Genomic DNA, 12854 nt, shown 5'->3' on the forward strand with positions numbered 1-12854 from the left:
CTAACGGCCTTCCCTCATGTTTTTCTTCTTTTTGTTACTCCGTATGTGGCAGCCCACCGAAACGCCCGCGCCCTGCCAGGCCCGCCTGGAAATGCACCAGCAGGATGGCCTGCTGAGCGTGACCGGCCACTGCCGTAACCTGCTGCCCACGGCCGGGCGCTACCGCTACGAGCTGTCGTTGCAGCGCGAAAGCGCGGGTGGCCGCTCGCAGAACACCCAGCGCGGGGAGTTTGACGTGGCCCCGCAGCAGGAAGTATCGCTGTCGCACTCGCGGGTGAATGCCTCGCCGCAGGACACCTATCATGTTCATCTTCGGGTGCTTGACCTGGCGGGCCACGTAGTGGCGCAGGACTCAGCGGCGCAAGTTCCGGCGCGCTAACTTTACCCGTTCTTTCTTCTTGTCCGCATCCGCTATTCGATGACATTTTTATCGTTTTCCAAGGGGCGCTTTCTGCCCAGAGCATTTTTTCTACTCATTTGCACCTGCCTGCTTAGCGCCTGCCAGGAAGATTTGGTGGCCCCGGCCTATTTCGGCACCGTGACGGGCACGGTGCTCGATGCGCGCACCAACCAGCCGCTGGCCAATGCCACCATCACCACCAGCCCGGCCACCAGCTCCTACGTTACGTCGGCCCAGGGCAAATTTCAGATTACGGATGCGCCGGCCGGGCGCTTTGCCATCACGGTGAGCAAGGTGGACTACCAGCAGGTGGTGACCAACGTGACGGTGAATGACGGACAGACGGCGGATGTGTCCATCGTGCTGACAAAAGCGAGCACCGCCGCCCCCACGGCCCCCAACCGCCCCACGCCCGCCAACCAGGCCACCGGCCAGCCCACCACCGTACTGCTGTCGTGGCGGCCGGTAGGGGCTGCTGCCAGCGACTCGTTGCGCTACGACGTGGCCCTTTTCGAAAGCAACAACCTGAATCAGCGCATGTTGCTCACCAACTCGAAGGATACGGCCGTGACGGCCACGAGCCTGCGATACAGCACCACTTATTACTGGCAGGTGACGGTGCGCAACACGACGGGCGTCACGGCGCGGGGACCAATTTGGAGCTTTCAGACGGTTGCTTTTCCGAACAACCGCTACCTGTTTGCCCGCACCGTGGTGGGCAACACCGACATTTATTCGGCGGATGGCACTGCTACGCCGGTGCAGCTCACCTTCGGGAGCACCGTGGAAACGGCCCCGCAGCTAAGCCCCAGCCGCGACCTGATTGCCTACACGTCCAACGCCACGGGCCTGTACCAGCTATACACGATGAATCGCGACGGCTCGAACCCGCGCCAGATTACCACGCTCGACGTGGATGGGTATAATAACCGGGGCGTGGGCTACCGCTGGTCGCCGGACGGGGCGTATTTCATCTATACGCACAACGACAAGCTGTACCGCATCAACCGCGACGGCACGGGACGGGTGGATTTGGCCACCGCGCCCGCCGGCCGCAACTTCCGCGAGTGCGACTGGACGGCCGAGGACGGCGGCCACCTGGTGGTGCAAACCGTGGGCGCGGATATTTTCGATTCGGAGCTGTACATCTACAATACCGACGGCACCAGCCCCCGGCTGCTGGTGAGCAACCTGCCCGGCCGGCTCGATTCGCCCAGCTTCAGCATCGACGGCCTCACGGTGGTGTATACGCGGGATGCGGCGGGTTTTAACGCCACCACCGGCCGGCAGCAGGATGCGCGCATTTTCAGCCGGCGCACCGATGGTACCGGCACGCCAACGGACCTTTCGACCGGCACCAACAATAGTGGCAAGACCTTAGGAACCAATGACCTGACGCCCCGATTTACGCCCGATGGCTTTCACCTGATTTTCGTGAACCGGACCACCGACGAAGTTGCGCCGCCCGAAGTATGGACGATGGACCTGGACGGCAAAAACCGCACCCGCCTGTTTACCAACGCGTTTTTGCCCGACTACAAATAGGCATTGGCCAACAATTAGGACCGGCCGGGGTTAGCAACTCATGCACGTCACCCTACGCACCGCCGTTTCGCAGCCCCCGGCCGTGGTGATGGCCGGCTTCACCAGAGAGTTATTTGTGGCCCTGGCCCCGCCGTTTCCCCGGCTGCGGCTGCTCCGCTTCGATGGCTGTTGCACCGGCGACCGGGTTGAAATCGAGCTCGATACGCTGGTGAAGCGCCTGCCCTGGACTTCGCTGATTGTGGACGATGGGGTGCAGCCCGACGGGACCCAGTTCTTTGTGGATGAAGGCCAAATACTGCCGCCGCCGCTACGGTTCTGGCGGCACCGCCACCTCATTCAGCCCGGCCCCCAGGGCGGCAGCATGATTGTGGATGCGCTGGAATACCGCACGGCTTCGCGCCTGCTCGATGCCCTGATTTATCCGGCCATGTGGGCGCAGTTTGCGTGGCGGCGGCCCATTTACCGGCGCTGGTTCCGGTAAGGAGGGCGGCCCGGCGCGGGGCCGTACCTTTGCAGACTATGCTGAACCCCGCCACCATCGTCCTCAAAAACGGAAAAGACCACAGCCTGCGCCGCCGCCACCCCTGGGTGTTCTCGGGGGCCATTGCCCGCGTACAGGGCGAAACCCAGGAGGGCGACCCCGTGCGCGTCGAAGCCATCGACGGAGAGCTGTTGGGGGTGGGCCACTTTTCGGGCGGCGGCTCCATTGCGGTGCGCATGCTGGACTTTGGCGAAAATGCCATCCTGCCCACGCCGGAGTTCTGGGAAGCCAAGTTGGGCAATGCCTATAGGCTGCGCCAGCGCCTGGCCCTGACCGGCACGGCCGATACCAACGTGTTCCGGCTGGTACACGCCGAGGGCGACGGCCTGCCCGGCCTCATCATCGATGTGTATGGCGACACCGCCGTGGTGCAGGCCCACAGCGTGGGCATGTACCGCGCCCGGCCCGAAATCGCGGCGGCGCTGCAAGTGGTGTTTGGCGGTAAGCTGCGCGCCATTTATGACAAGAGCGCCGAAACCGTGCCCGGCAATGCCGTGCCCGACGCCCAGAACGGCTACCTGTTCGGCGAAAGCTCAGGCACCGAGCACATTGTGATGGAAAATGGCCACCAGTTTGCCGTGGATTGGGAAACGGGCCAGAAAACCGGCTTCTTTATCGACCAGCGCGACAACCGCGCCCTGCTGGCCCGCTACTCGCCCGGCCGCAAGGTGCTCAACACGTTCTGCTACACCGGCGGCTTCTCGGTGTACGCGCTGGAGGCCGGGGCCGAGCTGGTTCATTCCGTCGATTCGAGCAAAAAAGCCATTGCCCTCACCGAGCGCAATGCCGAATTATCGAACCACGCCGACCGCCACGCCGCCTACCCCGACGATGTGCTGGGCTTCCTGAAAAACCACTCGGCTCAATACGATTTGCTGGTCCTCGACCCGCCCGCTTTCGCCAAGCACATGGGCGCCCGCCACGCCGCCCTGATGGGCTACAAACGCCTGAACATGGCCGGCATCGCGCACCTCGCGCCGGGCGGGCTACTATTCACGTTCTCCTGCTCGCAGGTGGTGAGCCCCGAATTGTTTGAGGGCGCGGTGCTGGCGGCGGCCATTGAGGCCGGCCGGCCGGCGCGCATACTGCACCGCCTCACCCAGCCCGCCGACCACCCGGTGAGCCTGTTCCATCCAGAAGGCGCTTACCTGAAGGGGCTGGTGCTGGCCGTGGAATAAGCCGATTAAAAACAATAAAGCGGCGCTCAGATGCGGACAGAAAACGTCTGCGCCTGAGCGCCGCTTTATTTTTGGCCGCTTCGGCTAAACTTCTCCCCCTATTGCGGCGGTTAGCAGTCCAGTGTTTAAGAAGACAACCAAAATTGCGCCCCCCCGGCAGCCCGTGACCGTCATCGGCGCGGGCATTGCCGGGCTGGCCACGGCGGCCCGGCTGGCCGTGGCCGGTCACCCGGTCACGGTATTCGAGGCCGGACCTACGTTTGGGGGCAAGATGCACCAGTTTGCGCTGCCCGGCGGGTACCGGTTCGATGCCGGACCGTCGCTGTTTACGTTGCCGCAGCTGGTAGACGATATTTTCCGGCTGGCCGGCCGGCCGCCCGCCGACTATTTCCGTTACGAGCGGCTGGACCCCATCACTAACTACTTTTTTGCCGATGGCACCCGGCTCACGGCCTGGGCCGACGCGGCGAAATTCGCGGCCGAAGTGGAGGCGAAGCTGGGCACGCCGGCGGCGGCCGTGACGCAGTTTCTGGCCCGGGCCGGCCAGGCGTATGATGCCACGGCCGGCACGTTTCTGCACAAGTCTTTGCACAAAGCCGGCACCTACTTCAGCCCCGAAACGCTGAAGGCCGTGGCTTCCCTGCCGCAGCTGGGCCTGCTGGGCACCATGCACCAGCGCCACGAAAAGGCCTTCGGTAGCGACCCGCGACTGGTGCAGCTCTTCGACCGCTACGCCACCTACAACGGCTCCGACCCCTATCAGGCCCCGGCCACGCTGAGCATGATTCCGCACCTGGAGCACGGCATTGGGGCTTTTTATCCCGAGGGTGGCATTTATGCCATTGCTGAGAGCCTGCACCGACTGGCCGAGGAATTCGGCGTAAAATTCCGCTACAATGAAGCCGTGGAGGAAATTGTCGTGGCCGACGGGCGCGTGACGGGCCTGCGCACGGCCCACGACGTGTACGACTTCAGCCTGGTGGTGAGCAACATGGACGTGGTGCCCACCTACCGCCGCCTGCTGCCCCGCGAGCCCGCCCCCGAGCGCACCCTGAGCCAACCCCGCTCCTCCTCGGCGCTGATTTTTTACTGGGGCATTACCCGCGAATTTCCCGAGCTGGACCTGCACAACATCTTCTTCTCGGCCGACTATAAGGCTGAGTTCGAGGCCATTTTTCAGGAAAAAACCGTGGCCGACGACGTGACGGCGTACGTGAACATCACCTCCAAGAAAACGCCCACCGATGCTCCGCCCGGCCACGAAAACTGGTTTGTGATGGTGAACGTGCCCCACGACCAGGGCCAGGACTGGCCGGCCCTCACCCACCAAACCCGGCGCGCCGTGCTGCGTAAGCTGAGCCAGGCCCTGGGCACCGACATTGAGCCGCTGATTGCCACCGAAAAAACCTGGACGCCGCCCGGCATCGCCGCCGATACCTCGTCGTTTGGCGGGGCACTCTACGGCAGTTCCAGCAACAACGCGCTGGCGGCCTTTTTGCGGCACCCCAATTTTTCGGGGCGGCTCGATGGGCTGTACTTTTGCGGCGGTTCGGTGCATCCGGGCGGCGGCATTCCGCTGTGCCTGCTATCAGCCAAAATCGTTTCGTCCTTAATTAATAAGGAATGAAGAATGAGGAATAAGGAATTCGCCAGCGACAATTCCTCATTCCTCATTCTTCATTCTCAATTCAAATACATGGTTGATTACACCGAGCCGCTCCCGGCCGCGACTAACCGCCGGCTGCGCGTGGCCCAGGGCCTGGTGTTGCTGTTTCATTTTACCGGTTTTGTGGGGCTGGCTTTTTCCAAAAACCCCGATTTTTACCTGCGGTTTACACCGCTCACGCTCGGGCTCACGGCGCTGCTGCTGCTCTGGTTTCAGCCGAAGCGCGATGCCAGCTTCTGGGGCTTTTGTCTTACGGTGGCACTGCTGGGCTTCGGGGCCGAGTTTGTGGGCGTGAATACGGCCCGGTTTTTTGGGCACTACACCTATGGTGATACGCTGGGTTTCAAACTCTTTGATAGCCAGCCCTTCAAAGGCGTGCCGCCGATGATTGGCCTCAACTGGGTGGTGACGACGTACCTGTGCGGGACCTTGGTGCGCTACCTGCCGCTGGGCGAGCTGCCGCGCATTCTGCTGGCGGCGGCCCTCATGGTGGGCTTCGATGCCTGCATGGAGCCGGTGGCCGGGCGCTTCGATTTTTGGCACTGGTCGGCCGGGGTGATTCCGTTCCAGAATTTCCGCGACTGGTTCATCTTTGCCTGTATCTTGCAGATGCTGTTCAATCGCACCTCCTTTACCAAGCGCAACCCGCTGGTGCCACTGGTGTACATCACGCAGTTGCTGTTCTTTTTCCTGCTCGGGGCCATCTAGCCCGCACGGCCACGCCCGGCCAGGGCCAACCCCGCTACGCTCTCTTCTCTCTGAAAACAGATTTATTCCTTCCGCAGATGCCTGATTTTACGTTGCCAACGGCTTCTCTGGAAGCCGCCATTCCGGTCTTTTATCTCTACGGCCTGCACGATGCCTCCGACGCAGCGCTGGCCACCGCCCTGCATACCTCAGAGCCCGGCCTGACGGCCCAGTTTCCCAGCCGCGAGCTGTTGGTCCACCACGCCGTGCTGGCCGACATGGAGCGCCAGAAACGCGAGCACGTAGCATTGTACGCCCAATATCCGTCGGCCGTGGAACGCCTGTATGGCCTGCTGCAGTTGGGCCTGCGCGATTTGGCGGCCGTGCCGGGCAATTACTACGTCGATTTGCAAACCGGTTTCCCCCACACCTGGGATGCCGTGATGGACCACCTCAATACCTATTCGGGTCCCCAGCTTCAGCAGTTGCTCAACGATGGAATTCGTGCTCGCCTATTCCGCTCAGATATTAATATTCAGCTGGTTACCAAGATATTGATTGAGCAGCTCAACGTGATGCTCAATCCCCAGGTGTTCCCGCCCGACCGCTACAACATGCGCGAGGTTTTCCGCAGCATTTTCCTGTACTACATTCGGGGCATCTGCACCGATGAAGGCGCGCGGATTGCGGCCGAGCATTTTGCCCGGCTGTAGGCAGCTCCGGCGTCGCGGCCGGGGGTAACTCTCTGTACCAATGCGTTTATCAAGAATGAGCGGCTGGCTGGTGCCGGCCGCTACGGGCCTGCTGCTGGCGGGCTGCCAGGGCAAAACCTCGTCGTCGGAAACGGCCACCACGGCAGCCCAAACCGAAGCCACCCCCACCGACACGGCCAGCGTGCCCGCGCCTAACGACGGCATTACGCCCGCGCTCCTGGCCCGGCACATCAAGGTGCTGGCGTCGGACGAGTACCAAGGCCGACGGCCGTTTACGGCGGGTGAGGATAAGGCCACGGCTTACCTGGCGTCGGAATTCAAGAAGCTGGGCTTGCAGCCGGGGGCCAATGGCTCGTATTTCCAGGCGGTACCGCTGGTGGAAATTGTCGGCAAGCCCGATTCGATTGCGACGGTGACGGGCAATGGCAAGACTTTGCAACTGAAATACCGGCAGGATTTCATGTTCCTGACCGAGCAGGAAAAACCGGTTGTCACCATCAAGGATTCGCCGCTGGTATTTGCCGGCTACGGCGTGACGGCCCCCGAGTATAATTGGGACGACTACGCCGGCCTCGACGTGAAGGGCAAGACCGTGGTGGTGCTCATCAACGACCCCGGCAACGCGGGCAACGATACCACGATGTTCAAGGGCAAGGCCATGACGTACTACGGCCGCTGGGGCTACAAGTACGAGGAGGCCGCCCGCCACGGTGCCACCGGCCTGCTCATCATCCACGACACCAAACCGGCCTCCTACCCCTGGACGGTGGTGCAAAGCAGCAACGGCGGGGCCAAGCTGCACCCCCAAACGCCCGACCTCGGGGCCAGCAAAGTGGCCCTCGAAGGCTGGATGACGCTTGATGCCGCCAAGCGCCTCTTCACGGCTTCGGGCCAGAGCTACGACGAGGCCTACGCCGCCGCCAACCACCCCGGCTTCCGCGGCCGGGTGATGAACCTGAGTTTGAGCACGACCATCCACAACAAAATCACGCGCAAAACCTCCAAAAACGTGGTGGCCGTGCTACCCGGCACCACCCGGCCCAAGGAGTACATCATCTACTCGGCGCATTGGGACCACCTGGGCATCGGCAAACCGATTGCGGGCGACTCGATTTACAACGGCGCGCTCGACAACGCCAGCGGCTGCGCCGGCCTGCTGGCCATTGCCACGGCCTTCAAACAGGCCAAGGAGCAGCCCCAGCGCAGCATCGTGTTTCTGGCCGTGACCGGTGAGGAGCAGGGCCTGCTGGGCTCCGACTACTACGCGCAGCATCCGCTGTTTCCGGTGGCCAGCACGGTGGCCGACATCAACATGGACGAGCTGCTGGCCTTCGGGCCGATGCGCGATGTGACCATCGTGGGCTACGGGCAGTCGGAGCTGGACGACTACGCCCGCACCGCCGCCAAGGAGCAGAACCGCTACGTCATCCCCTTCCAGCACCCCGAAACCGGCAGTTTCTACCGCTCCGACCATTTCAGCTTCGCCAAAGTGGGCATTCCGGCGCTCTACGCCAGCGGGCAGTTCGACAGCCGCCTGCACGGCAAAGCCTTCGCCGAAAAGCAGCGCAAGGACTTCGAGGAGAAAGCCTACCACCAGCCCGCCGACCAGTTCGACCCCGCCTGGGACCTGCGCGGCGCGGCCGAAGATGCCCGCCTCATGTTCCGCGTGGGCCAAAAGCTGGCCGGTGAAACAACCTTTCCCAAGTGGAAGGACGGCTCAGAATTCAAGGCCACGCGGGAGAAGAGCCGGCCGGGCAAATAGTGAGGGCGGGAAAATGAAGCCCGCTGAACGCAGCGCCAGCAGGGCGGCACTTGTGGCAACGAGTGTCGTCCCGCTGGCGCTTTGCCGTTCTGTTGGTTCAGTTTCACTACCAATACGCCGCCCCGCCGGGGCTTTTGTTCAATCCATTCGCTACACCAGCAGCCAGCCCAGCAGCCCGGCCCGCGCCGTCCAGGCCAGCGTGCGCAGCCAGTTGGTGCGCGTGAGGCCGTCGATGGCAATGTAGTCGTAGCCCTGTTCGAGGCGGTTGTGGAGGGGCACGGAGACGAAGAACGTGGCGGCCCAAATCAGCCCCACCAGCCCCAGGCTCCACCAGCCCGCGCCGTGGGGCAGGGCCGCGCGGCCGGTCCAGGCTAGCCAGCTGGCGAGGCCAAGCTCCAGTACCATCGGGGCCAGCACCACGTAGCTCATGCGGCGCGTATGGGCCGCGTGGTAGGCCGCCCACGCCGCCTTCGGCACCCGCCCGAAGCTGGGGTAATGCACCACCTGCACCGTCCAGATGAGGCCGGTGAGGTAGGCGGCAGCGGCGAAATTGAGCAAAAGCAGGAGGCGAAGCGACATGAGCGGAAAAATAATTACAATGGAAACATAACGGTTTTTAGGGGCATGCGCGGTACGCAAACGTTCCCGTGGAAACGCGCCGATGCCAGCCGTGGCGGCCAACATTTCCGTACCCATACGCTGTTGTGTAGGTTCGCACCGCACCTTTTGCCCATTACCATGGCTATAAGCACCGAAAACCTGACTCAACTCTTCCCGCCCGACGCGGCGGCCATTCCCGACGCTTGGCGGCTGGCCCAGCCGCTGCACCAGCGCCAGTACCTGCTCGACGGCGAACTGCACGAGTGGGCCGGCCCTACGCAGGAAGTCATTTCGCCCATGTTTGAGCGCCAGCCCGACGGCTCCCTGAAGCCCCGCGTTATCGGTTCCTACCCGCTCTTCGACGAGGCCGAAGCTCTCAAAGCCCTCGATGCCGCCGTGCGCGCCTACGACTACGGCCGCGGCGAGTGGCCCAGCATGAGCGTGGCCGGGCGCATTGCGGCGGTGGAAAAATTTACCCGCCTGATTGTGGCCCGCAAGGACGAAATCGTGAAGCTGCTGCTGTGGGAAATCGGCAAGTCGGCCGCCGACTCCAATAAGGAGTTTGACCGCACCATCGACTACATCCGCAACACAATTGACGCGCTCAAGGACATCGACCGCGACTCGTCGCGCTTCACCATCGAGGAAGGCATCATCGGCCAGATTCGGCGCTCGCCGCTGGGCGTGGTGCTCTGCATGGGCCCCTTCAACTACCCGCTGAACGAGACGTTCTGCATGCTCATTCCCGCCCTCATCATGGGCAACACGGTCCTTTTCAAACCTCCGAAGCACGGCACCCTGCTACACTTCCCGCTGCTGCAAGCCTTCGCCGAAGCATTCCCCAAGGGCGTGGTGAACACCGTGTATGGCCGGGGCAATACCGTGGTGCCGGCCCTCATGGCTTCGGGCAAAATTGACGCGCTGGGCCTCATCGGCAGCAGCCGGGTGGCCGATTCGCTCAAGAAAATGCACCCCAAGAGCAACCGCCTGCGCGCCATCCTGGGCCTCGATGCCAAGAACGCGGCCATCGTCATGCCCGATGCCGACCTGGCCGTGGCCGTGCAGGAGTCGCTGCTTGGCGCGCTCAGCTTCAACGGCCAGCGCTGCACCGCGCTCAAGATGTTCCTGGTCCACGAAAGCATCGCCGACGAGTTCGTGCAACGCCTCGCCGCCGAGATAAACAAGTTGAAGCCCGGCATGCCCTGGGACGCGGGCGTACACATCACGCCCCTGCCCGAGCCCCAGAAACCCGCCTACCTGGCCGAAATCATTGCCGATGCCGAAGCCCACGGGGCCCGCGTGATGAACGAGGGCGGCGGCACGGCGGCCGGCCCGCTGGTGTTCCCGGCCCTGCTGTATCCGGTGAAAGAAGGCATGAAAGTGTGGCGCGAGGAGCAGTTCGGCCCGGTGGTACCGGTGGCCCGCTTCGCCCAAACCGAGGAGGCCATTCAGTACCTCATCGACTCCGACCACGGCCAGCAGGTGAGCATCTTCGGCTCGGAGTCGCAGGAAGTGGCCGACCTCATCGACCAGCTTGTGAACCAGGTCAGCCGCGTCAACCTCAATGCCCAGTGCCAGCGCGGGCCGGATACGTTCCCCTTCACCGGCCGCAAAGACTCGGCCGAAGGCACCCTCTCGGTGAACGATGCGCTGCGCTCCTTCAGCATCCGCACGGTGGTGGCTACGAAGATGACGGACGCCAACAAGCACCTGCTGAATGAGATTGTGGACGGCCAGGAAAGCAGCTTCCTCAGCACCCGGTTTATTCTGTAAGGCAACGAACAAGTCTCGTGCCTACAAAAAGGCCGTCCCAATAGTTGGGGCGGCCTTTTTGGCAGGTGCCCTTGCAAGGCGATGGACGGCTATTTGCGGGCCGTCCGGTGCAAGGCAGCCGTTATTTAATCGTCGCGCAAGAGCCAAATGCTACTATTCCCACTGGGCTCATCATTGAGCTACTGCTGCAACTCACCCCGACACCCTTTGACACGGCGGCGCTCTTTTCCTCCTTCTACCGTAGCTACCGTAGCTACCGCACCGCCTCACAGGCGCCCCCCGCTCGGGGCACGGGGTTAGTGTTATTCTATTCGGACGGATACCGCTACCGCACCGGCCGGCGCTTTGAAAATGGGGTACTGTGAGGAGGTCTAGAAATAGTGGACAGAAGCAGGACATATGTTTCTTCTGTTATGGCAAGCAAATCCAGCGGGGCGCCGCCCGACAAACGGCGTAAACAAACGGCGTAAATACGACGAGGCTTTCAAGGCCGAGGCCCTGCGCCTGGCGTTCGAGGGCCGCACTACCTAAGCCGTAGCGCGGCAGTTGGGTCGAGGGCATCAGCCCCAAGTTGCCCTACCGTTGGCAACAAGCCCAACTCATGGCCAAGGTCGGCAGTGTGAAAGTGGCCCGCGACCCGGAAGTCCGCGCCCTGCGCGCCCGTCTGAAGCGGGCCGAGCAGGAACTGGAAATTTCAAAAAAAGCCTTGGTCATCTTCGGCCAGCCGACTCGGTGAGTGCCTACCAGCACATCGCCCAGCGCGCCGGCTACGTGCCGGTGCGCCAGCTCTGCCAGATGCTGCGCGTGGTCCCGGCCGCGTATTACGCCTGGCAGCACCGCCGATATCGGCCGGCGGTGCTGCCCGCTTGGCAAGTAGCGGTACACGAGGCCTTTGCTTTTCACAGCCAGCGCGATGGTACGCGCCGACTGCGGGTCGAAGTACAAGCCGCCGGCCACGCGGTGGGCCGCTGGCGCGTCCGCCGCGTGCTTGAGGCCCACGGCTTACAGGCCCGACAACCCCGCCCGTTTGTGCCGCGCACCACCGGTTCCGACCCAGCCGTACGCGCTCCACACAACCGCTTGCTCGGCCAGCCGGCCCCCACCGCCCCGAACCGGGCGTGGGTCGGGGGCATCACCTACCCGTCCCGTCAGGGTGGCGGCTGGCTCTACCGGGCCGGCTGGCTGGACCGCTGTTCGCGCAAAGGCATGGGGTGGAACATGCGCGAAACCATGCCCGAAGACTTGGTCAGTGAAGCCCTCCGCCGCGCGCTGGCCGTGCGCCGCCAGCCGCGCTCATCGTGCATTCCGACCAAGGCAGCCAGTACACAGCCACGCGATTCAAGAACTTGTTCGCCCACCATCGTGCCCTGCAAAGCATGAGCCGGCGCGGTCGTATCCGGTAGGGCAATTGCTACGACAACGCCCACGCCGAATCCTTTTGGAGCCACTTCAAGGCCGAACTGCTCGACGGTGGCCGCTTTACCCAGCTTGGCCGACGCCAAGCTTGAAATCAGCCACCACATCGCCTATTACAACGCCGAGCGCCGCCATTCCGCGCTCGGATACCTCGCACCCAACCACTTCGAAACCCACCTGCAAACCACGTCCCAATTGTGCCCGGCTTAGCTAGACCACCTCACTCTAAATCGGCAGACCACCGCAAAAAAGCCCCCCCCGAAACGGAAACGACCTTACCCACTGGAAAGAAGCGTTTGGCAACTAATTCTTCCTAGCGAGAGCAAAGGCAGCATATTTGTGTGGCTTAGCTGATTTTTCAGCCCCTTGGAGTCTTTACTGGGTTCGGTCGGCCTCTTCTGGCCCAGATGTTGTCCCAAGTACAAACAAAAAGGCCTCTAGCAATGAGCTAGAGGCCTTTTTTCGTGGCAACAGTTGGAATCGAACCAACGACACCAGCATTTTCAGTGCTGTGCTCTACCAACTGAGCTATGTTGCCGTTTCCCCGCTGCGCCTTTAGGTTGCTTAGGGGAC

At 62.8% G+C, this 12854-nt stretch carries 13 protein-coding genes and 1 tRNA gene; 12 read left to right on the top strand and 2 right to left on the bottom strand.

Annotated features, from left to right (window positions below):
* Positions 1-16 precede the first annotated feature (16 nt).
* From csgH to ACVWYF_RS06950, 8 genes are all read left to right on the top strand, one after another.
* The gene (gene csgH, locus ACVWYF_RS06915) at positions 17-379 is read left to right on the top strand and encodes a curli-like amyloid fiber formation chaperone CsgH (protein ID WP_457065991.1); all 363 of its coding nucleotides are present in this window, start codon (positions 17-19) and stop codon (positions 377-379) included.
* A 39-nt stretch (positions 380-418) separates the two neighbouring features.
* A complete protein-coding gene (locus tag ACVWYF_RS06920; RefSeq protein ID WP_457065993.1) occupies positions 419-1945 on the top strand; it encodes a carboxypeptidase-like regulatory domain-containing protein in 1527 nt (508 codons plus the stop codon).
* 40 nt (positions 1946-1985) lie between these two features.
* A complete protein-coding gene (locus tag ACVWYF_RS06925; RefSeq protein WP_457065995.1) occupies positions 1986-2426 on the top strand; it encodes an SRPBCC family protein in 441 nt (146 codons plus the stop codon).
* 41 nt (positions 2427-2467) lie between these two features.
* A complete protein-coding gene (locus tag ACVWYF_RS06930; RefSeq protein WP_457066511.1) occupies positions 2468-3664 on the top strand; it encodes a class I SAM-dependent rRNA methyltransferase in 1197 nt (398 codons plus the stop codon).
* Positions 3665-3785: 121 nt separating this feature from the next.
* Positions 3786-5291 carry a 1-hydroxycarotenoid 3,4-desaturase CrtD gene (gene crtD / locus ACVWYF_RS06935; protein ID WP_457065997.1) on the top strand — a complete coding sequence of 502 codons (1506 nt, stop codon included), beginning with the start codon at positions 3786-3788 and terminating at the stop codon, positions 5289-5291.
* 69 nt (positions 5292-5360) lie between these two features.
* Positions 5361-6038 carry a carotenoid biosynthesis protein gene (locus ACVWYF_RS06940; protein ID WP_457065999.1) on the top strand — a complete coding sequence of 226 codons (678 nt, stop codon included), beginning with the start codon at positions 5361-5363 and terminating at the stop codon, positions 6036-6038.
* Between the two features lie 77 nt (positions 6039-6115).
* The gene (locus ACVWYF_RS06945) at positions 6116-6730 is read left to right on the top strand and encodes a TetR/AcrR family transcriptional regulator (protein WP_457066001.1); all 615 of its coding nucleotides are present in this window, start codon (positions 6116-6118) and stop codon (positions 6728-6730) included.
* Between the two features lie 40 nt (positions 6731-6770).
* Positions 6771-8492, top strand: coding sequence for a M28 family metallopeptidase (locus ACVWYF_RS06950; protein WP_457066003.1), 1722 nt, complete (start codon positions 6771-6773; stop codon positions 8490-8492).
* A gap of 150 nt (positions 8493-8642) precedes the next feature.
* Here ACVWYF_RS06950 and ACVWYF_RS06955 read toward each other — a convergent pair whose 3' ends face one another.
* A complete protein-coding gene (locus ACVWYF_RS06955; protein WP_457066005.1) occupies positions 8643-9071 on the bottom strand; it encodes a hypothetical protein in 429 nt (142 codons plus the stop codon).
* Positions 9072-9230: 159 nt separating this feature from the next.
* On the opposite strand from ACVWYF_RS06955, the gene ACVWYF_RS06960 reads away from it, so the two are divergent.
* The 4 genes from ACVWYF_RS06960 to ACVWYF_RS06975 all read left to right on the top strand — a co-directional run bounded on the left by ACVWYF_RS06960 (position 9231) and on the right by ACVWYF_RS06975 (position 12491).
* Complete coding sequence (locus tag ACVWYF_RS06960; protein ID WP_457066007.1) at positions 9231-10865, top strand: NADP-dependent glyceraldehyde-3-phosphate dehydrogenase; 1635 nt, start codon at positions 9231-9233, stop codon at positions 10863-10865.
* A 601-nt stretch (positions 10866-11466) separates the two neighbouring features.
* Positions 11467-11601, top strand: coding sequence for a hypothetical protein (locus ACVWYF_RS06965; RefSeq protein ID WP_457066009.1), 135 nt, complete (start codon positions 11467-11469; stop codon positions 11599-11601).
* Positions 11598-12245 carry an IS3 family transposase gene (locus ACVWYF_RS06970; protein WP_457066011.1) on the top strand — a complete coding sequence of 216 codons (648 nt, stop codon included), beginning with the start codon at positions 11598-11600 and terminating at the stop codon, positions 12243-12245. Before ACVWYF_RS06965 ends, ACVWYF_RS06970 begins: the two co-directional genes overlap by 4 nt.
* A 27-nt stretch (positions 12246-12272) precedes the next feature.
* Positions 12273-12491, top strand: a complete 219-nt coding sequence (locus tag ACVWYF_RS06975) for an integrase core domain-containing protein (RefSeq protein ID WP_457066513.1) — start codon at positions 12273-12275, stop codon at positions 12489-12491.
* A 255-nt stretch (positions 12492-12746) separates the two neighbouring features.
* On the opposite strand, the gene ACVWYF_RS06980 is transcribed toward ACVWYF_RS06975, so the two are convergent.
* Positions 12747-12819 (bottom strand) — tRNA-Phe (locus ACVWYF_RS06980).
* Positions 12820-12854 lie beyond the last annotated feature (35 nt).

The sequence above is a fragment of the Hymenobacter sp. UYAg731 genome (assembly GCF_054061335.1).

What these genes read in the sequence shown, in the direction of transcription:
- csgH (WP_457065991.1), top strand. Translation starts at nt 17, where the DNA reads ATGTTTTTCTTCTTTTTGTTACTCCGTATGTGGCAGCCCACCGAAACG.
- ACVWYF_RS06920 (WP_457065993.1), top strand. Translation starts at nt 419, where the DNA reads ATGACATTTTTATCGTTTTCCAAGGGGCGCTTTCTGCCCAGAGCATTT.
- ACVWYF_RS06925 (WP_457065995.1), top strand. Translation starts at nt 1,986, where the DNA reads ATGCACGTCACCCTACGCACCGCCGTTTCGCAGCCCCCGGCCGTGGTG.
- ACVWYF_RS06940 (WP_457065999.1), top strand. Translation starts at nt 5,361, where the DNA reads ATGGTTGATTACACCGAGCCGCTCCCGGCCGCGACTAACCGCCGGCTG.
- ACVWYF_RS06945 (WP_457066001.1), top strand. Translation starts at nt 6,116, where the DNA reads ATGCCTGATTTTACGTTGCCAACGGCTTCTCTGGAAGCCGCCATTCCG.
- ACVWYF_RS06950 (WP_457066003.1), top strand. Translation starts at nt 6,771, where the DNA reads ATGCGTTTATCAAGAATGAGCGGCTGGCTGGTGCCGGCCGCTACGGGC.
- ACVWYF_RS06955 (WP_457066005.1), bottom strand. Translation starts at nt 9,071, where the DNA reads ATGTCGCTTCGCCTCCTGCTTTTGCTCAATTTCGCCGCTGCCGCCTAC.
- ACVWYF_RS06960 (WP_457066007.1), top strand. Translation starts at nt 9,231, where the DNA reads ATGGCTATAAGCACCGAAAACCTGACTCAACTCTTCCCGCCCGACGCG.
- ACVWYF_RS06965 (WP_457066009.1), top strand. Translation starts at nt 11,467, where the DNA reads ATGGCCAAGGTCGGCAGTGTGAAAGTGGCCCGCGACCCGGAAGTCCGC.